Annotated in this window: 13 protein-coding genes; 3 read left to right on the forward strand and 10 right to left on the reverse strand. The window is 44.9% G+C overall.

Translation table 11 applies throughout. The features are described 5' to 3' along the window. Positions 1-111 precede the first annotated feature (111 nt). Positions 112-15,483, reverse strand: coding sequence for a retention module-containing protein (locus NL644_RS05470; protein ID WP_253658130.1), 15,372 nt, complete (start codon positions 15,481-15,483; stop codon positions 112-114). Positions 15,484-16,343: 860 nt separating this feature from the next. Between NL644_RS05470 and NL644_RS05475 the strand changes: the two genes are divergently transcribed. Further along, the gene (locus NL644_RS05475; protein WP_005397186.1) at positions 16,344-16,589 is read left to right on the forward strand and encodes a YgjV family protein; all 246 of its coding nucleotides are present in this window, start codon (positions 16,344-16,346) and stop codon (positions 16,587-16,589) included. A 98-nt stretch (positions 16,590-16,687) separates the two neighbouring features. On the opposite strand, the gene NL644_RS05480 is transcribed toward NL644_RS05475, so the two are convergent. Together NL644_RS05480 and NL644_RS05485 are read right to left on the reverse strand one after the other, a co-directional pair. Next, a complete protein-coding gene (locus NL644_RS05480; protein WP_046875989.1) occupies positions 16,688-16,969 on the reverse strand; it encodes a DUF2218 domain-containing protein in 282 nt (93 codons plus the stop codon). Between the two features lie 42 nt (positions 16,970-17,011). Then, positions 17,012-19,018 (reverse strand): TonB-dependent siderophore receptor, encoded by a 2,007-nt coding sequence (locus tag NL644_RS05485; RefSeq protein WP_182018612.1) that lies wholly within the window; start codon positions 19,016-19,018, stop codon positions 17,012-17,014. A gap of 116 nt (positions 19,019-19,134) precedes the next feature. On the opposite strand from NL644_RS05485, the gene NL644_RS05490 reads away from it, so the two are divergent. Together NL644_RS05490 and cueR are read left to right on the forward strand one after the other, a co-directional pair. Continuing rightward, complete coding sequence (locus tag NL644_RS05490) at positions 19,135-20,103, forward strand: helix-turn-helix domain-containing protein (protein ID WP_253658131.1); 969 nt, start codon at positions 19,135-19,137, stop codon at positions 20,101-20,103. A gap of 87 nt (positions 20,104-20,190) precedes the next feature. After that, the gene (cueR, locus tag NL644_RS05495; protein WP_012842332.1) at positions 20,191-20,577 is read left to right on the forward strand and encodes a Cu(I)-responsive transcriptional regulator; all 387 of its coding nucleotides are present in this window, start codon (positions 20,191-20,193) and stop codon (positions 20,575-20,577) included. 54 nt (positions 20,578-20,631) lie between these two features. Here the strand turns inward: cueR and vctC are convergent, their stop codons facing one another. The 7 genes from vctC to pnuC form a co-directional block, all read right to left on the reverse strand. Next, positions 20,632-21,387: an iron chelate ABC transporter ATP-binding protein VctC gene (gene vctC / locus NL644_RS05500; protein ID WP_005397181.1), complete on the reverse strand. Its 756-nt coding sequence runs from the start codon at positions 21,385-21,387 to the stop codon at positions 20,632-20,634. 2 nt (positions 21,388-21,389) lie between these two features. Further along, on the reverse strand, positions 21,390-22,340 hold the full coding sequence (gene vctG, locus NL644_RS05505; protein ID WP_253658132.1) for an iron chelate uptake ABC transporter permease subunit VctG: 951 nt from the start codon (positions 22,338-22,340) through the stop codon (positions 21,390-21,392). Continuing rightward, complete coding sequence (vctD, locus tag NL644_RS05510; protein ID WP_104972467.1) at positions 22,333-23,268, reverse strand: iron chelate uptake ABC transporter permease subunit VctD; 936 nt, start codon at positions 23,266-23,268, stop codon at positions 22,333-22,335. The genes vctG and vctD overlap by 8 nt, the downstream gene beginning before the upstream one ends. A gap of 22 nt (positions 23,269-23,290) precedes the next feature. Then, positions 23,291-24,199, reverse strand: a complete 909-nt coding sequence (locus tag NL644_RS05515) for a siderophore ABC transporter substrate-binding protein (protein WP_005397174.1) — start codon at positions 24,197-24,199, stop codon at positions 23,291-23,293. Positions 24,200-24,362: 163 nt separating this feature from the next. Further along, positions 24,363-25,043 carry a Crp/Fnr family transcriptional regulator gene (locus NL644_RS05520; protein ID WP_006741007.1) on the reverse strand — a complete coding sequence of 227 codons (681 nt, stop codon included), beginning with the start codon at positions 25,041-25,043 and terminating at the stop codon, positions 24,363-24,365. Positions 25,044-25,175: 132 nt separating this feature from the next. Further along, positions 25,176-25,907, reverse strand: a complete 732-nt coding sequence (locus tag NL644_RS05525) for a nucleoside phosphorylase (protein ID WP_065645900.1) — start codon at positions 25,905-25,907, stop codon at positions 25,176-25,178. Positions 25,908-25,917: 10 nt separating this feature from the next. Continuing rightward, entirely contained in the window at positions 25,918-26,649 is a 732-nt protein-coding gene (gene pnuC, locus NL644_RS05530; protein ID WP_005397168.1) for a nicotinamide riboside transporter PnuC, read from the reverse strand. Positions 26,650-26,829: the final 180 nt, after the last annotated feature.

Raw genomic sequence — 26,829 nt, forward strand, 5'->3', positions numbered from 1 at the left:
TTGCTACCTAATGTTGTGCTATTTCGATTCAATAAGTCTCGATAAAAACCAATAACTCCCAATAAAAACGGACGCCTTGTTAAAGCCGCCCGTTTTATGTTGAATCCAAATTTATCCGTTATCAATAACACCGTGATTCAGCAATGACTCTACAATCTCATTGGAGCTAAGACCGTTGAAGTCTATCGATGTACCTAAGTTTTCCACCACAATGGTTTGCTGGACATTTGCATCCGTCGTAATGTTCAGAGAAACATTTTCTGTTGATGCGTCGTAATCGGCTTGAATGTGCGCAAGTAAATCATCAATACCCGCCGTTGGGTCATTCAAATCAGCGATCACGTCTTTGAGGTCAATGGTGTCCTCATTGACGCTAAAGTCAGTGATGGTGTCAATCGCACCATTATCCACCGTGTCTTCTGTCCATTTAAAGATATCGCTACCCGCACCACCAGTCAGAATATCAGAGCCTAGTCCGCCAATAAGCACGTCATCTCCATCTCCTCCTAGGATATAATCATCTCCCGTACCTGCTGCTAAAGTAATGCCTGCATCACTACCAATAAGATAGCTGTCTTCACTTTCAGCAGACTGATCAATATCTTGACTATTTAGCGTAACGTTTAGATTAATATCTAATGGCGTTGAATACGCTTGGTCACCATTTGATGCAGTAGAAACCGCAGTCAATGTAATATCGTAATCTCCCGGGATCGCATTATTGATGTGTAGCGTATCAATTTCATCTTCTGGAACAGTCCATGTTGTACCATCAAAGCTAATATTCGATGTTGTAGCTTCACTCGTGATCGTAGCTCCTCTTGGCACGCCTGTGAGCTCTAAGGCCAGTACTTCATCGACATCGGTCAACGCAGCCATAATACCCACCAGCGCGATGCCTTGACGGCTTGCACTTTGACTCGCACTAATTCTTTGAATGTAACTAAAGTTCTGATCAATGGCCAAGTTTGGTACGTCAGCGACAGGCGTTACGTTAATATCAAACGTTTCTGATGTTTGTAGTGAGGTACCCGTTAAGTTGTCATAGAAGATACCATTGTCATCAGCGGTAACGGTAAGCGCAATAGAATTGCTGTTCACATCACTGGCATCAATAAATACACCGACATCCGGATCCGTCGAAGCGAAAAGACTATTAAGCTGAGACAAAGTCCCCATCAGTATAGTTTCACCTGCTAAACCAACGCCTTGAGTAATGCCACTCCCCGCCGGGACAACGACACTTATATCACCCTCATCGATGCTGAGTGACACCGTCATGATTTCATTCTCATGAACACCTGCAAAATCAACATCGGTGATTTCGATACCTGAGATTTTTTGATCCGATGACTCCACAATCGTATTTGTGACCATTGAGCCATCAATCTCCGGAGCATCGTTAATCGCCTGCACTGTCATCACGGCTGAGCCACTGACGGTCTTCGGATCCGAGACGCCATTGGTCATGCCATCATCCGTAATATCGTAATTAAAGCTTACATCCCCGTAAAAATCAGGAGCAGGTTCAAAGCTCCACTCCGTTGAGCTCAGTTGAGTAAGCGTCCCTGCTGCAGGGTCGACAAGCGTAACATTGCTAACGGTTAAATTGTCCGACTCAATATCAACCGCATTAACCAGCAAGTCTGCTGCGGTAACAATAACAGCGCCGCTATCTTCATCAATACTTGTCAACGTCACTTCAGATGTTGTGGGCGCATCGTTCACCTCTGTGACTTCAATTACAAATTGGCTGCTATTTGAATTGAGTGTTTCATCGACACCGCTAATCACAATCCCTTCGTTGCCTTGGTCATCGACAGAGATGTCGACATTGACGTTACCAAAGAAGTTAAGCGCTGGGTTAAACTCCACTAAACCATCAGCGATAGCGGCGTTAAGGTCAGATACGGTTCCTTTCAGTTCAATTGAACCCGTGCCGTCTCCAGAAACCGTCAATCCGTAATTGGCAATAATCGATGGATTGAGCGCCAAGTAACCGCTATCGACAGCAATATTCAAGACATACTCTGCGGTAGGATCATCAAGTACCGCATCCACATCCGAAATACCAAATGTATCCAGCAGGATAGCGTTGTCTTCTGGTGTTTCAACGTCAATGACATTCGCGAACTCCGGTCGATCATTCACCGCTTCAACATCAACAGCTACGTCAAACTCCTCGGCTGAACCTAAACTTTGGCGACCATCGAGCCCGGTATCAACCGCTTGCACTTTGAAATGCAGTGACCCACCCCATGAGTTATCGTTGCGATCACCAGAATTAAAGACCACTTGATCCAAATCTTGAGCATCGATTTCTAATACGAAGACGCCATTTCCTTGGTCAGTAAACACCGTTCCATCAGGTAATGAAACACTCGCCCCATCAGGGACATTTGAAATCTCAACTCTCAGCGTCTCTGGATCATTTTCCTGGTAGGTTGCGCCATCTCCGATGGACTCTTTGTTATCAACCACTAACGCATTAACGTTGATAACAATATCTTCTCCCTCATTCCCCGCAGCTGAAGTATCGGGATTCACATCAACATCATCGCCAATAGGATTCACAACCAGCGTAAAGTTATTAGTTCGCTCAGTTGGTACTTGTAACAATTCTTCTTGGATGAACACGGTAATGCCAATCTCTGCCTCGCCACTGAAGTTTTTCGGCGGTTTGATTTGGATGTCACTCAAATCAACGGATGTCTGAGTAAGGTCTTTTAGCTGAATACTCCATTCTCCTCCGCCGTTGTTCTTAACAACATAATCAGAGGAATTGGATTGCACGACAAAATCATCAGGGATCCCTGTTAACTTGAGTGAAACGAAACTTTCAGAGCCATCATTATCGTTTAAGCTGATCGAAACCCCAGAGCCTGATTGATTCAACGAAATTAAAGTATCTTCGTCACCAACCACGGTAATTGGCTTCGTAGGATCGGCACCTGTAATCGTAATATCGTCCACCACTGGCGTAACTTCGAATGTCACGTCATCAGTAAAAGTTCTTATATCGATATTATCGCCAGGGTTATTTAGGATAGACTGATCAAATACAGCCTCGTCCGTGATCTCTCCTTCAATATTAATCTTGACGGTGTTTTGTCCCCCACCTACGGGATAATTTTCTTTCGGCTTAAACAGAACATTATCAAGCGCACCCGCTAAAATCTCAGCTTCATTAAACTCAATACTTGTCCCTAAGCTATTGCCATTTGCGTCAACAAACTCCCCCAGTGTTGTGTCATCGAGTGCTAACTTAATATTCGTTAGCGTTTCCTGACCACCTTGGATATTGTTATAACGGTCGGCAAAATCGACATTCAGATTAAGCTGGATTAAACCATCTTCATAACCCACACCATCCGCCGTTGGTACATCGTTATTGAGGTCATCAACGGGTTGTTTGTTCGCGTCTAAACCGAGAGTACCTGTGATATCCACTGTCACATTTGGTGTAACATCACCATCTAATGGCTGATCACCCGCCGAACTCGGAACATCTGCAATCGGTAAAACCTGAACTGGAATTCGCACGTTGTTTTCTTTTTCGTCGCCAGACTCTGTGTCTTTGGTGACAAACCTCACAGGCAATTCGAAATCACCAGCGTAATCTTCAGCCAAGTGCATCGTTAAACCGTCCAAACCTGTGATATTGCCACTAGCATCAATATCTGCTTGGAAAACGTATTTACCATTGACAAAATCGATATCAGTGCCTGTTATCACCAAGCCTGGAGGAATACCGGGTGCAGATGGATCAATAACAACAGTCAAAACATCTTCCACACCATCCGCATTAATCGCATCGACTTTCGACGTCAATTGAGTGCCAAGGTCGATCGCATTATCTTCCGATGCTTCAATTTGGACGTCATCAGCCACCTGAATTTCAGCTGCAACACTTGTTTGCGGCGTGAGAACCGTCGGAAACTCAAGTGTCACGTCAGTTTCTCTTACTACTGTTGCGTCTTTTTCAACGGCATCTTCACCTAAATCGTTGACCTCGGCATAGATGGTTAACCCAATTTGAGATAGACCGCCGTTGTCACCATCATCGCTGTCGTCGTTTGGCGTTAAATCAAGACCCGAAGGCGCTTTAATCGAGAAGTTTTCTTCGTCAATGACTGTCCATCGACCGCCGCCTTCGTTCAATGCACCAACAATGACCAATTGATTGAGAATCTCAGGGTCGACATTGTGGAACTGAACAACAAGCTGAGTCACCACTTCATCTGAAGAGGCGTCAAACTCTTGGTATTTGATGATATTCGCACCAGACTCCCCACCCGTTGAAGTATTGATCGTAAAATCAATGTTCCCTTGACCGTCTGACTTCACGATGTCAGTGACAACGCCAGTGCTTTCAGTAACAAGCAAACGTGTCTGGGCGTCTAGCGATCCTGTTGTATTTTCTGGCTCAACGATTGGATTGACTTGGACATGCACCATGCCATTGATGGTTTTTTCTGCAATTCCCTGCCCTGGATTAGAAGCATCGACATATTCGTGGTCAATCTCTTTCACCGTCACCGTAGTATTCAAATCAAAGTCAGTACTAGAGTCTTGCTCTAATTGCACCTGGACATACCCGCTTTGAGAGATTCGAGCAGAAAAGTCTTGCTCCGACTCGTTCGCTAGTGGCGAAAGTGTTAATGTTCCAGAAACCAATGTTTGTGCTACGCCATCGACATAAACCGTGCTGCCTGGAGGAAATCCAGAAATCGTCACATCACTAAAGAACTCGTCTGTATCAGGGCTTTGAGCCAACGTTGGCTTCCAATCAATATTAAAGCGTGTATCTTCATCACCTTCTGATTGAACCGTGTAGTTATCTTGCGCATCAATGACAGGAGCGACAATAATTCGGATCTCACCCGATGAGGTTCGACTGTGACCATCATTCTCTGTGACGATCGTCGTGGCTGTAATATGAATGTTCTCCGTCGATGACGCTTCCGGTTTAATAACAATTCCAGAATTAATATTCGCCGTGGTGATGTTGGCCTCATAGATTGGCTGATTTTGCGCGTCATAACCCACAAAAGTCAGATCGACGGATGCACCATCGCTATCAAATACCTCGACACCTGCCGGAATATTGGACAGCAAAACCGTAACCGACTCTGAGTGGTCATTCGGGTTATCTGGTAACTCACCAGAGATGACACTAAAGCCCAACTCTACTTGACCATTCTCATCGATATTAGTCTCAATACCTCTTGCATTGCCGTCATTAAACTCATGCCAGATCCCTGATTTATCATTCAGCTCAATAAATGGTATGTCAGCTACGCCTTTCACACCGACGATCACTGTTTTGCTGCCTAGTGACAAAATATTTTCGGCAACCCCATTAGATAACGATGCCGTGTCTTTGACGATACCTTCAACGTTGAAAGTAAAGTCATCATTGCTGTGCAACGGAGGAAGCACTTCGACGTTGGCTAACTCAGATTCTGGCACTTCGTAATAGAGTACATTGCCGCTTGAATCGGTCACTTCTACGATTTGGCTTGGGTTTGCTGAATCAAGCCACACTAACGTAACGCCATCAATTGAGAAGTCAGAAATACGCACAAACAGTGCTTCAGAACCATCTAAATCCGCAGACGGCTTTATGGTAATCACTTCACTTAACTGAAGTGGATCATGATCCGTGACAGGATTGACGGTGTCTTGAGTTCGAGCGTTATCCTCAAAGACATTGATTCGGTTGACTGTAAAACTACCTGGGTCCGCGATTGGGTTAACATCAATGATGATAGTTTCTGTCTCTGAACGTGCCGTTTCCTTCCCTGATAACGGATTATTGTTTTCTGTTGTAATCGCGGTTACATCAATCTTGATTTCGCCCGAGAAATTATCGATTGGGTCAATTTGAACGTCACCAATTCGGCTGGCATCTACGAGATAAACACCACCAGTTTGTGGAATCGCACTACCACCCGAATATACTAACTCTGCGTTACCTTCCCCTTGTGTAAAGACGAGCTCGTACACTATATCTTCAGGATTACTAGTATCCTGAGTTTCCGCCGTGATATTAAGTGCGACGTTGTTTCCGTCTTCATCGACAGAATAGTTAAACTCGCTGCTCGTCGTCCAAGTCGCAATATCTGCAACGGCAGCAACTTCAATGTCTAAACGACCATTAATCGTATGATCTGGCGTACCATTGTTAAGAATTTCCACACGGATACGAGGATCGATACCAGAAGCATCGGTTGATGTATGACGATCTGGTACGAAGTACAAGTTATCTAACGAGACAAGCTCACCACTAAATGATTGCTCGACATTCGAGGCATCGAGAACAACCGTATCGCCTACTGGTGTCAGTTCAATGAAGTTACCGCTGCCATCTCGGTAATAGAAAGTACCGTTGTGCGTGCTTGCATCTCGAATCGTGATGTCACCTAAGCTTTCGTTACGATCGATATCATGCAAATCGATAACCAAATTGACTTTCGCCGGCGTCACATCCAGCGTCGACAAGTTATCCTGAGTATTTGCAGAGTCAACGCCCACAACGACGCCATCACGCCCTTGGTCCTCGAACGCAGTAACGGTAGACGTGTCAATTTGCGCATTACGGTCTCTTATCGAGATATCCACATCGGCATCAGCAATGTCGCCATCACCATCGGTTGCAACAACGTTGATGGTGAAATCAATCGAGTCGGTTTCTGTATGGTCAAGATCGTCATTCGGACGGAATGACACACGGCCATCAGTTCGAACAACCAAACGACCGATTTCAGTATCCACTCCGTCAAGAACCTTGTGAACGTACACAACTTGGTCACTGCCGTTCAAATCGACAGAATCAGAATCAACACCGTTTTGCTTAAAGTAAATGCCTAAATCATCAGCCGAAAATGAAGTCACTTGTGCGCCGTCAGCACCAAGATCGTCATCACCTTCTACAGGGTCTTGGAATAAGTGAACCGTGCGGCTGCCTTGCCCCTCAACACGCGAAATAGATGCATCGTACAAGGTTGGAACATCATCGGTGATCGTCACTGGTAAGTTAATACCTGCCGTATCGCCATCGACATCGGTCGCAAAGACTGGAAGATCGAGTATGAGAGTATCTTCGCCTTGGGTTGAGTGGTCTAGCGCCCCCTCGAGTGTAAACTTGTAAGAGCCGTCAGCGTTCAAAACTAGCGTGAATACTGAGTTTCCATCCGGAGTCTGCCCTTGATAAGTGTAGTTGTTGTTGCTTACCGCGGTTTGAACTAACGTCACCGCAAGACCACCTGAAGTGACTCCCGGGATCGGGTTAGATGTCAGGTCCAGTTGGTAAGAGACAACGGTATCTGCCCCTTCCATCGTATCGAAATTACCCGTTGCTTCAAGGCTGTCTTTGTTGGTTGCCTGAGAGCCATTGGTGAGGTCGTCCTCATCAACAGCCAAAGCATCTGCTGATTTAATTTCGGGAATGTCATCAACCACGGTAATTGGAAGATTCAGTGATGATGACGTGTCACCATCAAAATCTGTGACTGTAATTGGGATATCAATGACAAGGTTGTTTTCACCTTGAACAGCGTCATGGTCGATTGGTCCCAACAGTTCAAATTGGTAACTGTCGTTATTCGCATCAAGAGACAGCGTGAAGATCTTGGTTGAGGTGCCCGTAATCACTGCTTCATAACCGGTTACGCCACCAACAGTACTCACCAAGTTAAGCTCAATGTTTTGACCGTTGGAAGTTAACCCTGACACAACAGAATTAAGGTCAGAAACTTGATAGCTGACAATCTCATCCGCCCCATCAACGACTTCAAATCCACCAGTTAATACCGTTGAATCGCTACTCGTCGTATCAGAGCCACCAGCAAGGTCATCTTCATCAACGGTTTGCTGGCTGGAGTCTGTCACTTTCACAATCGTTGGAACATCGTCCACCACTGTTATCGGCAAGGTGATATTATTGGACACATCGCCATCAAAATCGGTCGCGTTGACTGGGAAGTTGATGACTAACGAGTTTTCATCGTTACCCGCAGGATGATCAAGTGCACCCAACAGTTCAAAATCGTAGCTGTCTGCTGAACCATTTAGCGTCAGTTTAAAGACGGTATCCGTCGTACCTTGAACATAGGCTCGGTACTCAATCACACCATTTGAATTTGAGAACTCAACCAATTCAAGCGGCTGACCACCTGAGGTAAGGCCAGAAACAGGCGATGTTAAGCTGTCCAATTGGAAGCTAACTATAGTATCAGCACCATCGGTAACCTCAAAATTGCCACCAATGATATTGGATTCTGGCGTGTCGTCCGAACCTTGGCTTGGAATATCATCCTCATCCACAGACAAGGTACTACCAGAGCTAATAGCATCAATGGTTGGCTTGTCATCTACGATGGTCACTGGCAAGGTAGCAGTGATGGTATCGTTGTCGCCATCTGTAATCTTCACAGGTAGATTCAACAAAATCTCATCAGAGTTAACCGCGTGATCTAACTGACCAGATAACTCAAAGTCGTATTTACCATCTTGATGAAGTGTCAACGTGAACACCGTCACTCCACCCGGAGTTTGCCCTACGTAAACAAGTGCGTCAGCAGTTGAGGCACCAACGTCTTGAGAAAGTGTTACCTCTTCTCCACCCGATTTCAGATTCGGGATAGGATTTGAGCTCAGATCCAATTCGAACGCATCAATACCATCTGCGCTAGTAACGTCAAATTCACCTGATACCGTTAATGGCTCTTTAGTGCCATCAGAACCAAGAGGTAAGTCATCTTCGTCGACACGTAGACTTTCAATATTGGTAACAACTGGAACATCGTCCACAACGGTAATTGGCAATGTGAAGGCTGGTGAAGTATCACCATCATTATCTGTCGCCGTCACAGGGAGGTTAATAACAATCTCGTTTTGCTGATTACCATCTGGATGATCAAGCGGCTTCTGTAAATCGAATTCGTAGGTGTTGTTCGTTGCATCCAACGTCAGTTCGAACACCACTTCAGCAGGATTGCCAGCGACACCTTGGTAGACGTTCACGCCGTTTACGCTAGAAGACAGAACTAAGGTTATAGCTTCACCATCTGAAGTCAGTGACGTAACAGGCGTGGTCAGGTCACTGAGCTGAATAGAAGCAACTTGGTCAGCACCTTCGGTGATATCAAAAGTACCTGAAATAACAGTATCTTCTGCACTTGCAGCATCCGTACCTGCTGGTAGGTCATCTTCATCAACGGTTTGTTCGCTGCCAGCTAGCAAACCATCGATGGTCGGAACATCGTCCACAACTGTAATTGGTAGGGTGATGTTGTTCGACACGTCTCCATCAAAGTCCGTCGCGTTTATCGGCAAATTGATGATCAGTTCATTTTGGCCATCAGCATTTGGATGATCGAGAGGAGCAAGCAAGTCGAACGTGTAACTATCATCAGAGGCATCGAGGGTCACTCGGAATACTGGTGTCGTCGTGCCATCAATACGTGCTTCGTAAACTGAAACACCACCTGCGTTTGATACTTCAACCATAACCAATGATTGACCACCAGAGGCCAGGCCTTGTACTGGCGTCGTTAGGTCAGAAACGCCGTACTCCACAATGCCATCAGAGCCATCAGTCGCGATGAAGTTACCGGCAATGCTGTTCGCCTGCGTACCATCAGATCCCACTGTTGGGATATCGTCCTCGTCAACCGTTTGCACACTTGTTGCTTCGATGCCACCAAGTGTCGGCTTGTCATCAACGATCTTGACAGGAATTGTCTCAGCTGACGTGTCACCATCAAAGTCGGTCGCAACAATTGGGAAGTTGAGCGTTAACTCATCGCTATCAACAGCATGATCAATTGGCCCTTCTAGCGTGAAGTTGTAAGAGCCATCAGTATTCACCGTCAGCGTAAAGACTGCTTCTGTGCCTGCCGTTGCTTTGTAGGTAAAGCTGCCGTCGCCATTTGCGGTTTCAGTCAGCGTGACCGCCACGCCTTGTGATGTCAGACCATCCACTGGTGTTGCGGAAGCGTCGAGCTGATAGCTTACCACTCGGTCCGAGCCTTGTGTGGTGGTGAAGTTGCCATCGATTGAAATCGGGTCAGTTTGGTCTGAGCCAATCGTGCCTAAATCATCTTCATCAACGGTAATCGCATCGACATCAGTAATAGTCGGCTTGTCATCGACGATGGTGACTGGGATCGTTTCTGTGGTGGTATCACCATCAAAATCTGTCGCGATGATTGGGAAGTTCAGCGTCAGCTCATCACTACCTGTTGCATGGTCAATTGGACCTTCAAGCGTGAAGTTGTAACTGCCGTCGCTGTTCACCGTCAAGGTAAATACGGCTTCTGATCCTGCGGTAGCGGTATAGGTGAAACTGCCATCCGCATTCGCGCTTTCCGTCATTGTCACCACTACCCCGTGTGAGGTTAAGCCATTAATAGGGTTAGAGGACGCGTCTAACTGATAACGCACAACATGATCAGAACCCATCGTGACAAAGTGACCATCAATCGACACGGACTCGTTTTGATCAGAGCCAATCGTAGCCAAGTCATCTTCATCCACGCTGATCGCATCAACATTAGTGATGCTTGGCTGATCATCAACAATAGTGACAGGCAGTATTTTAGTTGAAGTGTCGCCATCAAAGTCTGTTGCGATAATCGGGAAATCGATTTGTAGGCTGTCGCTATTCATCGCATGGTCTAGTGGACCTAGCAGAGTAAAGGTGTAGCTGCCATCTGGCTTCAGCACTAATTCAAATACGGCATTGCCATCTGCTGTGGCAGTGTAAGTAAAGCTACCATCACCGTTTGCCGTCTCAGCAAGCACGACAGGCTCACCATGAGAGGTCAACCCTGCTACTGGATCCGCGGTTGCATCAAGCTGGTATTTAACAACGCTGTCCGAGCCTTCTGTCGTACTAAACGAACCAGACATAAACGCATCATCGTTTTGGTCTGAGCCAATTGTGGCGAGATCATCTTCGTCTACTGTCAGTGGAACAACGTTGTCGATGCTTGGAACGTCATCAGTAATGGTTACAGGAATGGTCGCAGTAGTCGTATCACCATCAAAATCCATCGCAATGATTGGGAAGTTCAGTACTAACTCATCGCTGTTTAACGCGTGATCTACCGGCCCTTCCAGACGGAAGTTGTATGTACCGTCTGCATTCACATTCATGGTGAAGACAGGGTTACCATCCGCGGTAGCAACGTAAGTAAAGCTGCCATCGGCATTCGCAGTCTCTACCAAGGTAACAGGCTCACCTTGCGAAGTTAACCCCGAAACAGGATCAGCCGTTGAGTCAAGTTGGTAGCTCACCACACGGTCTGACCCTTGAGTGGTCGTGAACGCACCTTCTACATAAACAGCGTCGCTTTGGTCTGAGCCAATACCTGAGAGATCATCTTCATCCACAGCCAGCGGCACGACGTTATCGATGACTGGTGCATCATCCGTGATCGTGACTGGAATAGTTGCCGTGGCCGTATCACCATCAAAATCGGTGGCAATAATCGGGAAATCAATGGTTAGACTGTCGCTGTTGGCCGCATGGTCGATTGGTCCTTGAAGCGTAAAGTCGTACGTACCATCCGTTGCGACGTTTAGGGTAAAAATAGGATTACCATCTGCGGTCGCGACATAGGTAAAGCTGCCGTCACCATTAGCCGTTTCGACCAAGGTAATCGCCTCACCTTGAGACGTCAGGCCCGCGACAGGATCAGAGGTTGAATCCAGTTGGTAGCTCACCACTCGGTCAGAGCCTTGTGTGGTGGTAAACGCGCCTTTAACGAACAGATCGCCGCCTGGGTCGGAACCTACAACGTTAAGGTCATCCTCATCAACATTCAGCGCATCAACCGCTGTAATAGTCGGTACATCATCAACAATCGTGACTGGAATGATTTCAGTTACTGTGTCGCCATCAAAGTCGGTAGCTATAATTGGGAAGTTCAGTGTCAACTCATCACTATCAACCGCGTGATCAATTGGCCCTTCTAGCGTGAAGTTGTAAGAGCCATCAGTATCTACTGTCAGAGTAAATACTGGGTTGCCACCCGCTGTCGCTTCATAAGTGAAACTGCCGTCAGCGTTTGCGATTTCTGTCAGTGTGACAGCCACGCCTTGCGACGTTAAACCGTCAACCGGTGTTGCAGAAGCATCAAGTTGGTAACTCACCACTCGGTCAGAGCCTTGTGTGGTAGTAAAGTTGCCATCAATAGAAATTGGATTGCTTTGGTCTGAGCCAATTGACGCTAGATCATCTTCATCAACCGTAATGGCATCCACGTCAGTAATAACTGGCTTGTCGTCCACGATCGTCACTGGGATCGTGGCGTTTGTGGTATCGCCATCAAAGTCTGTTGCGATGATTGGGAAGTTCAGCGTTAACTCATCGCTATCTACCGCGTGGTCGATTGGCCCTTCAAGCGTGAAGTTATAAGAGCCATCGGTATTCACTGTCAGCGTAAAGACCGCTTCAGTCCCCGCTGTCGCCTCGTAAGTAAAGCTGCCATCGCCGTTTGCGGTTTCAGTCAGCGTGACCGCCACGCCTTGTGATGTAAGGCCATCAACTGGTGTTGCAGAAGCGTCGAGCTGATAGCTCACCACTCGGTCAGAGCCTTGTGTGGTAGTGAAGGTGCCATCAATTGAAATCGGGTCAGTCTGGTCTGAGCCAATTGTTGCTAAGTCATCTTCATCAACGGTAATTGCATCGACATCGATAATGGTTGGCTTATCATCCACGATGGTAACTGGCAACACGATTTGGCTTGTATCACCATCGAAGTCTGTCGCAATAACGCTAAAATCAAGGGTTAAGCTGTCGCTATCTGCCGCATAGTCGATTGGACCTTGCAGCTCAAAACTGTACGAGCCGTCGGTATTCAAAATCAATGTGAAGACTGCACTGCCATTTGCCGTTGCGCTGTAGGTATAGCTGCCGTCTGCATTTTGAGTTTCGGCAATGGAGACGGTTTGACCTTGAGATTGCAGGCCATTTAAAGGATCAGCGTTTACATCCAACTGATACTGTACAACGCTATCAGAGCCCTGAGTTGTCGTGAACTGACCTTCAACCAACGTTGGCTGTGATTGGTCAGAGCCTACCGAACTTAAGTCATCTTCATCGATGGTAAGAGCAACAACGTCGTTAATGGTTGGCACATCATCAGTAATAGTTACCGGTAGAACAAGTGAACTGGTGTCACCGTCAAAGTCCGTTGCGACAATATTGAAGTCTAAAGTTAAGCTATCGCTACCCACAGCATGATCGATTGGACCTTCAAGGGTAAATGAATAAGAACCATCAGGGTTCACTTGTAAGGTGAAGATAGCGTCCCCTTCTGCCGTTGCAGAATAGGTAAAGCTGCCATCTGAGTTGGCTGTTTCCGTCAGAGAAATAGATCGACCCTGTGATTCCAACCCATTGAGTGGATCAGTGCCGCTCTCTAATTGATAACTTACAACACGGTCTGAGCCCTGAGTCGTCGTGAAGCTACCTTGCGCGAGCACAGAGTCGCTTTGATCGGAGCCGATGCTTGATAAATCGTCTTCATCGACGGCCAGCGCATCAACGCCATCAATCGAAGGAACGTCATCTTGAACCTGAATGACAATTTGCGCCGCTTCTGGTGTGTTCGAACCTTCGGTAATCGAGGAGCGGTCGCCATCCGCATCTACCGCGTAAACTGGCAGTGAGAAAGTTAGCGCATCATCATTAGCACCCGTATGGTCGAGTTGTTCATACAAGTTGAATTGATATTCGCCCAATGCAGGGGCATCGATCGCCACATCAAATACGGTAATACGCACGCCATCCAGTTCGATGAAGCCTTCGTAAGTGCGCACGCCGTTACTCTCGGACGCGAGTTCCAGTTGAACAACCTGCCCTTGAGATTGGAGTTCTCCACCAACGTTAAACTCTGTAGGTTCCAACTCATAGTGGTCAATGATATCACTACCGACCGATGTCGTGATCGACCCAGAGCCACTTGTTACTACCGCGCCTTCCTGTGAACCCTGGTCAACCCCCGCCTCGTCTAAAGACAATCCCGTCACGTTTTCAATCACCGGGTTATCGCCATCAAGGATGGTCATCGTAAACGTGTTACTTGCCGTATCTTGGTCGAAATCGACGATTGTGGTTGGCAAAGAGAGCTCAATCGTATCTTCACCGTTTGTTTGTTCTAACGGCTTAAATTGCTCAAATTGGTAGGTACCATCAGTATTCAGACTGATGGTTAAAACGGTTTCATTAGAGCCTGCAATGGACAGGGTGATAGTGCTGCCGTCTTCAGAGAGTACCGCCTCTGTTGCCTGATTATCACTCAATAGGCCATCAAATTGACTAAGTCCTTCTTGATTAAATGTGACCGTTGCCAATTGATCACTACCAATATCAACAAAGGTGCCAGTAATCGGAGTAGAAGAAGATTCAACGTTTTCGAAAGTAACGTTTTGCGGCGCCGGATCATCGCCATCAATAACGGTTGTCGTGAAATCGATAGGTGCTTGAATACTGTTACCACCAATATCTGCGCCTGTAATGTCAAAAGCGATATTGATTTGATCACCGGAGATGGAAACTTGACCATCAGCAACAGAAGCGACATGGTCAATGCCCTGGCTAATCGTGGTAACGACCTCTAACTCTAAATCACGGCCTAAAGATGTCGCTTCGATCTCTATACGAAGCACTTCGTTACCTTCTTGAGTGCCGATAATGACATTTTGCGCTTCGTCATAAACGAACGCCACTGGCTGACCAGCAGAGGTAATATCACTATTTAGCTCGGTTAACAGAGACTCTAATGAGGACGTTTCAGGTACAAATGAAGCGGTATCAAGTGCGAGATCCCCTGCTTCAACCAGCACACTAGAAGAAATGGTTTGCGGATAGCTTGATAGAGAAATTGAGCCTTCTGTTACGCTAGATTGCAATGATTGTCCGCCATCGGCAAAGATAGTGACATCTAAATCATCAGCTTCATCGCGTTCTTCTACACCGCTACGAGTCGCTGACGTCTCAAAAAAGGTGGAGGCAAGTACTTCCGGATTATTATATTCAACGGTCACATAGCCAGCATTGGCTGAGCCTTCAGCGCCAGCACCAGCAGCCGTTGCTTCCAAAATAGCAGTCGGGTCAGCACCATCTAAAATGGCCTGTTGGATAGCCGCGACATCATTAGCGTCAAAGTTAGCACCTTCGATAGATGTTGGATCGAAAGTAACCTGGCCATTCACTGGAGATTGCAGCAAGGTTTCTGGTTGTTCAAAAGAAGGTTCTGGAAGGCACGCGACACAATTAGCATCAACCAGATACAGCTCATTATGTATCTGTACATCAAGAGAAGCGTTATTTTCAGTAATGATCACTTCGCCAGATATTAACTCATCCCCCGCTTTTATAGACCTGACTTTTCCATCCAGACCTAAAACCAAGACTTCACCTTTGACAGCATTTACAATCGCGTTCTGCGGCACGGTTTGCGTACTCATCTGACCTCCGCTAATGGCCTACGTTTCCCATTAACCTTTTTAGATAGTTTTTAAATGATTTAGTGCGGCATACTGCACACCTTTAGACGATTAGACTAAGTATCAACTCATTAAACAATCGATAAATGGCGCACTAATGAGCAAAGTAAGTAAAACTTACTAGTAGTCACAGAAATGTGACACATGTCCTAACGCCGCAATATCGATTAATTATATGAAATTGATATCTTATTCCGTATAAGTGTAGTAGTTTTAAAAAAGAAGATAGATGAAAACGCTCAGCTAAACGCCAAACTACCGGTTGCAATCAATAATGGAAGAAAAGCAATAAGAATGTTGTATACACCTGAACGTGATGACAACTTAATCAATATTGGTGACGAGAAAAACGTGACGATTAAATATTGAATGACATAAATCGTTGGACAAAATATAACCATGAAAATGTGGCTCACAATATGAATTCCCGAGCACCACGAATTCGGCTTTGTCCTGATATACAGTAAAAAAAATACGAGCAAGCTAATAAGAAAATACATAAACATTACACTTGAAAATAATTATCATTTTCAATCATATGTAAATATTCCCCCACTTTCAATGATGTGAGAGCTATTAATACCATCGTTATTATCAATCAACACAATAAGTAAAATTATCAGTAATTCCCGTCCTAAACGTTTGCGTAATCGCTAACCTTCTCTTAACCTTGATTTGAGGCTTTTATCACGGTTTTTCCATTGATATAGTGCGTCCATACAACAAAAAAAGACCATTCGAGGCATGGAGCTTCCTCATTAATCTCAAGATGAGAAGAATTGGTACCGACAAAATTCGGCAGATTTTAAGAGGGTCAAAAAATGGACATGAATATGGTTGAGATTTTAGGTTATGCAGCTTCAATCATGGTCGCAATTTCGCTAACTATGAAAGATATTGTTAAGCTTCGTATCCTTAACTTTATTGGTTGTGCGCTATTTACTGCTTACGGACTAATGATTGATTCTTGGCCTGTAGTATTAACTAACGGCTTTATTGCTTGCGTGAATATCTACTTCCTAGCAAAAATGCAACAGGAAAAAAAAAGCCTAGAATCTAGAGCCTAAAAAGCAATAGCATTCGAACAATAAAAGCCCGCGAATGATAAGATCGCGGGCTTTTTGCTTTTAATGCGCTCTCATTTTCTGCACATTCATCAATAGCTCTAGCGAACCCAGTTAAGTGCTAATGTTTCTCTACGAGAGAACATGTCTACATGCGATGAGATTATCGCCTTCACTGTGCTCAGTTTCTCTTCGGAATCCGCCTCACAAATAATGGTCAAGCTAGACTCGCAAAGAGCAAACTCCGCTTTTCCCGTCGGGAATGTCACCAAACCGCTGTTTTCATTCCAAGTAGCAGGAACCTTTCGTCCAAAATGCCGACAAAGTGTCACTAAGTATTTGTCAGCGTGTTCGCTATCTATTCGGGTGCTTTCTTTAATCATGAATTTACTCGTGTTTTGAAGCGCCCCCTCTCGGGAGCCCTATTAGAATTGATAAGCAGCAGAAAGTTTGAAGTTGCGACCCGGCTCGTAGTCATCAAGCGTGAAGCCACGTGCCGTACCCGAACGAGACGCATGAGAGCTGTATAACTCGTCAAATACATTATCAATACCAAAGGTCACCGACAGTCCATCAATATCAGACGGCACCCATTGAGCATATAGATTATGTACATCATAACTTGCTTTCTTTGGCTGACCATCAAAGACGTTGTCTTCCTCTAGAACAAACATTGAGTTCCACCCGAAGATCGTTTCTAAAGCGTCTGACTGGTAATCCAAAGTTAGAGCAATACTATCACCCATATCAATGCTACGCCCATTACCCCCAGCAACAGGGCCACCGGTATTCTTGTTTTTGGTGTCCGACTTAGAGTAAGAAAGTTTGCTGTTAAACTTGTCGTAGCCATAAGAAGCACTTGCCTCAAAGCCTTTAATCTCAACATCACCTAAGTTGTAAATCAGGTAAGTTTGAGTCGCGTTTTGGTACTGGTCTGCAATGTAATCATCAATTTCCGTTTGGAATGCCGTAATATTCGCTCCAAAGAAATGCTTATCAAAGGTTTTATCAAAACGGACACCACCCTGTGTGTTCAACCCCGTTTCTGGCTTTAGTCCATCCTCTAAAAATGCAACGTCTTGGTAAGCAATAAAGGTTTCCATCAGCTCAGGGCCTTTGAATAGAGAGCGTGCGCTCGCAAACAACGTCCAATCCTGGGTGACTGCCCATTCTGCTGCTAGGGCCCAGGTCACATCATCATAATTACTCGTCCCCGTTTCAGCTTCACGTTTGTAATCATCAAAACGCATACCTGCGGTAACAAAGAAAGCATCAGAGAAGAAGAACTGGTCTTCTACAAACAATGCGGTTGAAATGGCCGATTCATCCATGAACTTACGACTACCGTAGTAACTTGAAGATGTCTTATCCATGTAGTCGAAACCATAGGTGATTCGATTATCAAACTCACCTAACATAACATCCGACTGGAACTTACCATTCAAACCAAAGTTTTGGTTTTTAGCGGTGTTCTTCGATAAACGGTTCGAAGGCCAGCGAGGAGCCATAACGCTCTCATCCCGTTTAATTTCTGTCTCGGTATTATAAAGTGTGACGTTACCTTTATGCTGTTCGCCTCGCAGCTCGTAACTCAAGGTAACGGTATCTCGGTCATAATCCGTAGGAATAAGTAACGTGCTCGATAAGCCATTGTTCGCACTACCCGACATATCAGGACGCGGACTGTAATCACCACTGTCTCGGTACATGTCATAAGAGAGCTCAAAACGATGGATGTCGTTTAGTTCATACCCCAACTTAGCCAGAATGTTGTAAACATCACCCGCAGCGCCATAGGTTTTGTTGCCGTCACCATCTTCGAAGTCATCACGCGTAACGTAATGGCCATAAACCATCGCATCAATGTTTTCGGACAAAAGCCCGTACAGTGTCAACGAGCCTTGTTGGTTGTCGTTGGATGCATAACCGCCATAAACACGAGCGCCAAACGTTTCATCGTAACGAAGTAAATCGCGAGCGTCTTTCGTTTCAAAATAAACCGAGCCGCCTAAGCCATTTTGAGTCACAGAGTTATTACCTACCTGGATATCGGCAGATTTGAGAATGTCAGGGTTTAGAGTTAAGTTCCCAATGTGATGGAACATGCTCGCATGCTGAGAAGCACCATCAAGACGAATGTCCAAATCGGTTTCGCTCAAACCACGAATGGTAATACGTTGATTCACAGAGTGTGTTCCACCAACATCCACACCGGGAATATCGCGCAGTAAATCAGACATATGATCCGCTTGCTTCAGTGACATGTCGTCCGCAAACATCGACTCAGTATTGCTAGAAACTTTTGTTCCCCATACAACGACTTCTTCAAAATGTGACTCGGTATCTTGAGCTAAAACAGGGTTTGATAGCGCCATTCCCACTGCAAGGCAAAGGCTTGAAAGCTTGATAGATGAACAAGCAGGGCTTTCCATAACTTCATTCCTAAATATTAATGATAATAATTCTCAGGCATAATAAGCATGAGTTTTATAAATACAAAGGCGATTTGATTATGCGAAATCGCACAAGTGTTATGAGGAAGTGTCAAATGCAGGAAGTCACACCAAAACGAACTAGAATTGCCAAGATCGCTTTAACCCAAAAACTGGAAGCCACAGGAAAGCAGTGGATCGTCACTCAAGGTCAACCTTGTCAAACTCAACTGGCAGAAGGCAAATTCCTATCATATCAGTACAATGATCAAATCTTTGTTCATGGAGGACGTTGCCTAGAGCTTGTTGATTCACATATTGTTTCTACTGCACACGCCTCACTGTTGGTCACTATTCTTTTAGAAGGTAAGCTCTCGTTTGGCTATGACGATTTGCAATTTGATTTAGACGCAAGCGACGGCCCTAAAGGTGTTGTGGTGAACCTACTCAAACCTGCAAACTTTCGTCGTTCACTGCTCAAAGATAACGTCATTAATAAGATCAACATATTGGTTAAGCCCCAGTGGCTAGAGGCTCGCCTTGACCAAACCTGTCGTCATCGGTCCTTTTTTAACTCTCATCAGGCGTTTCATCCTCTAGAGCTTAACCAGGCGTTATGCGAACTGGCTGAAACGCTGACAAGCCGAGAAACACCACAAGAATTCCAAGATAAGTTGGAAGTTGAAAGCTTGATCTATCAAATTTTGCATCAAGCGACTGAGCAAATCCCCAAAAACTTCAGTGCTAATAAAAATAACCATGAACGGCACACAGATGGTCGAATAGAGGATATTGTTAGCTATATAGAAACTCACCTTGAGCAAGAACTAGGCTTAGAAAAGTTGGCAAGCGTGTTTTCAATGAGCGTTTCAAACCTGCAGCGCCGATTTAAACAATCACTGAATATGACCGTAAATGGTTATATTCGCTTTCGTCGCCTTGAGATTGCGAGGCAACACTTGGAACGTGGCCTAGTGACGATCACGGAAGCGGCTTATGAAGCCGGATACCACCACCCTTCCAACTTCACCTGCGCTTTCAAAAAGGTATTTGGTGTACCACCGCATGAAGTGATAAAAGAGTAAAGAGGCCCCAGGTAACTGACTGTTATTTAGGAGTGTCTTATCCACAACATCGGTATATACTCGCCTTAAACGTTATGGAGGTTGAACATGAATATTGGTGCTGTCGCAAAGCTTACTGGGCTTTCATCTAAGTCGATTCGATTGTATGAAGACAAAGGGATCATATCTCCACCAGCGCGCAGCGACTCTGGCTATCGCGAATATTCAGATAATCATATTCAAGAGCTTAACTTAGTATCACGCGCAAAAAACGCTGGCTTTTCACTGCAAGAATGCAAAGAGTTTGTGCAGCTTGCCCATAATCCCAACCGAAAAAGCAGCGAAGTAAAAGCAAGAACCATGGATAAGCTGAGAGAGGTTGAAGAAAAAATCGCGCACCTTATGGAGATCAAAACGCAACTTGAAGGTTGGGTTTCTTCTTGTCCGGGAGACGCTGAAAGCCGATGTCCAATCATAGACGAGCTCACCAAGTAAACTCGCCTATCTATCCTCATTGAGGAATCGCTTTCATTAAGCCCTGAGGTTGGATTAATGGTAAGTACACATGCGCTTGCCGTTTAATTCGATAATATTAAACGGCGTTTCGTAGATATCCTCTAGCGTAGACGCCTGAATCACCTCCTCCACCGCACCACTTGCCACAACTTTGCCTTGCTTAAGCGCCAATATGACATCCGAGTAGCACGCTGCGAAATTAATATCATGAATTACCACCACCATGGCTTTGTTCATGTCATGAGCTAACCGCTGCACGACTTTCATGATCTGAAGAGAGTGTTTGATATCTAGATTGTTAAGTGGTTCATCAAGAAAAACGTAGTCTGTATCTTGTGCAATCACCATGGCAATAAACGCAAGCTGTCGCTGACCACCACTTAATTCATCCAAATATTTGTCTTGTATACCTTGTAAATCTAGATAATCGATCGCTTGTTCAATCACCGCATGATCTTCTTTGGTCAGATTTCCTTTGGAGTATGGGAAACGGCCAAAAGAGACCAACTCTTTAACGGTAAATCGCATGGTAATAGAGTTGGCTTGACGAAGTACTGCCAGCTTTTTCGCTAACTCTTTAGTGTCCCATTCCGCAATTTCCTTGCAATCAATGATAACACTACCACCATCCCGCTCCGTTAAGCGCGAAGCCATAGATAACAGCGTGCTCTTTCCCGCGCCATTCGGGCCAATAATGGACGTCACTTTGCCCTTTTCAAACTGAGTATTGGCCTCATCAACCACTTTATTTGAACCGAAGGCCTTCGTTAATTTGTCTATCACTATCATATTTATACAACTTTGTTTTTCAGTAGTAGGTATAAGAAATACGCACCACCAATAAAGTTAATAACGACACTCAACGTCGTCTCAAAACTGAACACGTTCTCGATAATCCATTGCCCAGCCAGTAACGAGCTGATGGAGAGAAACGAACAACCAACCAGTAGCGTTTTGTGTTGGTAACTTCGGAACATTTCTCGGCTTAAGTTGGTCACCAGCAAACCAAAGAACATAATTGGTCCCACTAGAGCCGTAGAAATAGCAATCAGAACCGCCGAGATAATGAATACATTTCGCGTCACCTTAGGTACGTCGACGCCCAAACTTTTCGCATTGTCTTGGTCGAGCCAAAACACATCTAAAGTGCGATGCATACTAAATAGCAACCAACATGCAAACATCAAAGTTGGTGCACTAAAGTAAACCAAATTCACTTTGACATTATTAAAGCTGGCGTAAAGTTTCGATTGAACGATTGCAAACGTATTTGGGTCCATCAGCAAAGAGAAAAATGACGCCGCATTGGAAAATAGCTGACCAAAGATCAAGCCGACCAATAGCAACGTAATCAAGTTCTTGCTTCCTTTAGAAAAGTAAAAACCAAACAACAATAACGAAAACGACACCATTACAATTACGGCAATCGTGAAATTGACGTACAAGTTAAGAACTAAAGTACTCAAACCACCAAAAATCAGCACGATCAAAATTTGCGTCAACACATACAGCGCATCAAACCCCATGATACTTGGCGTTAAAATTCGGTTGTGCGTAATGGTTTGAAATACAAGTGAAGACTGAGCAATAGCCACACCCGCTAGCACTATCGCCAATACTTTAGGAACTCTACGAGATAAAAAATACTGGTAGTTGTCAGCCGTTAGCCCAATACCAATAAACAAACATGCAAAAAGTACCGCAATGCCACCTAGCAGTAGGATTTTCGTTGAATCACGCATGTTGCTTACCTCGCAACAACATCGCGATGAATACCACACCACCCAATATGCTGATCACGATAGAGATTGGCATTTCATGAGGGAAGATAATCAAACGACTCACCAAGTCGCAACACAGCACTAAAGTCGCCCCATACATGGCCGTAAGCGGAATGTTCTTTTTGAGGTTATCACCATAAAAGTGACTAACGAGGTTCGGCACAATCAGACCAAGGAATGGCAGCTGCCCCACAATCATCACGACACTTGCTGACATGATTGACACCAATAGAACGCCAATCGTGACAACCTGCTGATAATTTAACCCCAAGTTAACCGCGAAATCTTTTCCGATACCCACGGCTGAAATCCGTGCGGCAAAAAGATAGCTGAGAATAGCCATTGGTACCGCGATGTACAGCAGTTCAAAATCACCACGCAAGATGTTGGCGAAGTTTGCAACTGTCCAAGCATTCAGACTTTGAAGTGCATCGTATTTGTAAGCGATAAACGTGGTCATGGATTGGATGACATTGCCGAAAATAATTCCGACAAGTGGCACAAAGACCACACTCTTAAATTGAATGCGTTGAATAAAGAAAATAAATGCTAACGTCCCGAACACCGAGATACCAAAGACAAGCCATAGGTGGTTGTCGTTTCCAAAGAAAACCACGCTCAGTACGTAGCCCAGCATGGCGCATTCGATCGTACCGGTTGTAGAAGGTGCAGCAAATCGGTTCTGGCTGATTTGCTGCATGACAAGACCCGCAATACTCAAGCCAGCACCAGCGAGTAATATGGCAAATAAACGTGGTATACGGCTGGTAAAGAAAAGCTCCAACGCTTTCTCATCACCCGAAAATAACTGTTGGGGCGTCATGTTTGCCACCCCAACAAACAACGAAACCGTGCTTAAAACCACAAGGGTTAGCAATAACTTTTTCAAAGTTAACCTCTGCTATCTTGGATTACAGTTCAACGGTTTGCTTGATCTCACTGACCATTTTTTCTGTTGCAGTCACACCAGACATCGACAAGTACCACGCGTCCACATCTAAATAAGTGATTTTGTGATTCTTATATGCCGCGGTTGCTTTGACTAAGTCATTATCCATGGACTTACGAATATCGTTATCTGGCGTGCCTTTTAGCGAATTGCGGTCAACTACGAGTATATTTTTCGGGTTAGCTTCACGAATAAATTCATAAGAAATAACATCTCCGTGAGTGCCCGTTTTCACGTGTTCAACCGTTTCCAAGAAACCGAAATCGTTATAAATCACACCAAATCGTGATTGAGCACCAAACGCACTGATGTTGTCACCCATGCTTAAAATCGTTAACGCATCATTGTTATTTGATTGGTTGTAGTCACGGATTGCTTTGAATTGAGCATCTAGCGCTTCAATTTTCTGCTCTACTTTTTCTTCGATATTGAAGATTTTACCAATATTGCGCCACTGTGCTTGCGTACCTTCCCAGTAACCTTGATTCTCTTTCGCAGCAAAAACGACCGTAGGAGCAATTTCACTCAGCTCTTCATATTTCGCAGACGCTCGCGGACCAACCAATATCAAATCTGGTTTTTGCATGTAAATGGTTTCAAAGTCAGGTTCAAACAAACTACCCGCAGAGGTGTAGTTATCTTTGCTGTATTTTGAAAGGTAGCTAGGCAGATTAGAAGAGTTAGAGACTGCAACAGGATCGATACCAAAGTTGTCCAGCGCATCTAGCGGTCCAAAGCCAATCACAACCACGCGTTCTGGTGATTGTTCTAGCTCGGTTTGCCCCATGTAATGGTCAATCACAACCTTAGCAGCGAAAGAAGGAGAAACAGTAAATAGCGACAGCATAGCCGCACCGACGAATTTTTTCATTTTGTTAAGCCTTAATGAGATCTATTATCATGCGCGTTCGCAATATAACGTTACTCTTTACTGCATTCAACAAAATTTAAGGTACTTTACATTAGTTACGCTTATTCGAGCTCCAACTATATCAAAGACTTATAAAAACCATTCATTGCAATATCTAGGTGTATCATTCATGCGCTTCGATAAATGCTTTGAGTGCAAGCTCATCAATAATCTCCAACCCGTTTTCCGTTTTTGCAATCAATCCCTTTTCAATCAAATCTTTAACTGCACGTCGATAAACACGACCAGAAGTACCAAATCGCTCAGCTTCTTGATTCACTTTGTCAAAGCCACCGAGCAATGTGTTGGTTTGATTACGGACGAAAAGATCATACGCAATATTATAAGTAATGGGATGCAATAACCGATTGGTATAGATATCCATAGAGTCTTGATAATCTTCGGCCAACGCTGAAGCAAAGAACACCATCATTTCTGGATGCTTTTGTAGCGCTTCAGTTAGTTTTTGGATGCAGATGACATCAACCTGCATGTGCTCGTCTGCAATCACGTTCCATTGGCAAGGAGTCTGAGTGAAGTACTCCATTTCACCATAGATATGGTAGTCGCAGTTTGCCTCTCCTAATTGAAAGCGTCGCCCATTCGCGGCCAATATGCTCATTGAAACTCGACCTACCGGCACAACATATAAGTACTGAAGTTGCTCACCTTGACGGAGAATTTCTTCCCCAGCATCAAAGTAACGCGTACTAATTTGACACTGATAGATCATCTCACGAAAGGCAACGCTCTTTTTTTCAAGGTATGTTTTGAAGCGGCCAGTTGGATACGGGCTGATTTTCATTCTCTGTTCTCTCAGAAAAGTTACTGATAACTATCTCAGATGGATTGTACCCCGTAACACCAAATAAAAAAGCGACAGTGGCCTGTCGCTTTACATTCATTGATTTATAAGAGTTACTGAAGTTAGTACGGACTATCTCTGAGCAATCAGCGCTTCTAACGCCGTCATTGCAGCAAGCTTCTCACCTTGCATCATTACTTTCGCTTCATCAACGTACTGGCCAACCCCTTCTTTCACATCTTGTTGATACAAAACGACATTATTTAAGATCGAAGCCACATGAAGGCCACGTAACCGGCCAACGGCAAGCAAAGCTGAGGTTTCCATATCAGCACCTAAGACGCCCTTCTTGTTCCAGTATTGGCATATCGCATCTTCGTCATCGGTATAGAAACTGTCGTGAGAACGTACCACACCAAAATGATAACGTGCCTCTTGTACTGACAGGTAACGCTCAACTTCCTTTAATAAGGAAAAACTTGCGTACGCCGGATAAGCCGAATCCACATACGCTTTGGAGCCGCCTTCATCTCTTACCGCACCTTCGGCAATGATTAGCTCGCCAAGCTGAATGCCTGATTGCATCGCACCTGCCGATCCAACACGTACTACATGAGTTACGCCGCACTGTTTTAGCTCTTCTACCGCAATGATCATTGATGGCGCGCCGATGCCTGTGCTGCATACTGAAACAGGCTGGTCCTTGTATTTGCCAGTAAAAACACGGTACTCGCGATTTTCCGAGATCATTTCTGCATCATCCAATAATGCGGCAATACGATTAGCTCGGTCTGGCTCACCACATACAATGACGAGAGGAGCGACTTGTGTTTCATCAACACCAATATGAGGTTGTTTCGCCATTTTTCGTTCCTTAAGCTGCAGCTTGAGCTAAGGTTTTATCGCCATTGCGCTTGGCGCTACGGGCCCATTCACGCGTACCATTGGCAGCAATGAACATCAAAATCGCATACTGAACAGACATCGCATAAACACCCTGTGTCGCGTAGATGCCAACACTGATGATGTTAATCACAACCCAAAGAATCCAGTTTTCCACATATTTACGTGTCATCAGAATTTGTGCAACAACAGAAAGTACTGTCATGGTTGCATCCCAAAACGGGAACGCATCAGGTTCAAGTACCGGATCAGCCAAACCTGCACCAAAGAGATTCAAGCTATCAACAGCAATGTTTGCTAATGCAAAGAAAAAAGGGTCGATGTAGATGGTTAACAACGCGATAGACACAACGCTAATAGAAGCAGTGGCGATGAGTTTCTGTTTGTTTAACCAGCGTACTTCCAGCGTTTCACCTTCCGCGTTTGGACGAGTCCACGCATACCAACCGTAAATGTTCGCACAGAAGAAAAACAGTTGAAGAAGTAATAATCCGTATAACTGAATTTGGAAAAAGATAACGGCAAAAAGAGTGACATTCAGCAAACCGAATAAGTAGTTGATGGTTTTTTCTTGGCTAGCAAACCAAATGCAAAGCAATCCAAAAACCGTACCGAAAGCTTCGATCCAACTCATTGCGTAACCGCCGCCTATTGGAATGTTAACCAGGGTGTTGTTTATATCGAGTAAGGCAAGTAGGTCCATGTCGATGTCCTTTATTATTTTGTTTGGGAATATGCCTATATTAGGGCGTGACACCTAACAAAAAGGAGGACATTTGTCCCCCTCTTGATGCACTCGATCATAATTCAGTTCAATATTTGCTTGAAAGCAATAAATGACTCAATTGAACCGCTTGGAAATTAACACGCCTAAGAATCCAAA

Source organism: Vibrio sp. Y10_XG_PY6, assembly GCF_024181795.1.
GTDB lineage: Bacteria > Pseudomonadota > Gammaproteobacteria > Enterobacterales > Vibrionaceae > Vibrio > Vibrio diabolicus.

Bases quoted from the DNA above. Each gene is read 5' to 3' on its own strand.
- NL644_RS05470 (WP_253658130.1), bottom strand. From the start codon at position 15,483: ATGAGTACGCAAACCGTGCCGCAGAACGCGATTGTAAATGCTGTCAAA.
- NL644_RS05475 (WP_005397186.1), top strand. From the start codon at position 16,344: ATGGACATGAATATGGTTGAGATTTTAGGTTATGCAGCTTCAATCATG.
- NL644_RS05480 (WP_046875989.1), bottom strand. From the start codon at position 16,969: ATGATTAAAGAAAGCACCCGAATAGATAGCGAACACGCTGACAAATAC.
- NL644_RS05485 (WP_182018612.1), bottom strand. From the start codon at position 19,018: ATGGAAAGCCCTGCTTGTTCATCTATCAAGCTTTCAAGCCTTTGCCTT.
- NL644_RS05490 (WP_253658131.1), top strand. From the start codon at position 19,135: ATGCAGGAAGTCACACCAAAACGAACTAGAATTGCCAAGATCGCTTTA.
- cueR (WP_012842332.1), top strand. From the start codon at position 20,191: ATGAATATTGGTGCTGTCGCAAAGCTTACTGGGCTTTCATCTAAGTCG.
- vctC (WP_005397181.1), bottom strand. From the start codon at position 21,387: ATGATAGTGATAGACAAATTAACGAAGGCCTTCGGTTCAAATAAAGTG.
- vctG (WP_253658132.1), bottom strand. From the start codon at position 22,340: ATGCGTGATTCAACGAAAATCCTACTGCTAGGTGGCATTGCGGTACTT.
- NL644_RS05515 (WP_005397174.1), bottom strand. From the start codon at position 24,199: ATGAAAAAATTCGTCGGTGCGGCTATGCTGTCGCTATTTACTGTTTCT.
- NL644_RS05520 (WP_006741007.1), bottom strand. From the start codon at position 25,043: ATGAAAATCAGCCCGTATCCAACTGGCCGCTTCAAAACATACCTTGAA.
- NL644_RS05525 (WP_065645900.1), bottom strand. From the start codon at position 25,907: ATGGCGAAACAACCTCATATTGGTGTTGATGAAACACAAGTCGCTCCT.
- pnuC (WP_005397168.1), bottom strand. From the start codon at position 26,649: ATGGACCTACTTGCCTTACTCGATATAAACAACACCCTGGTTAACATT.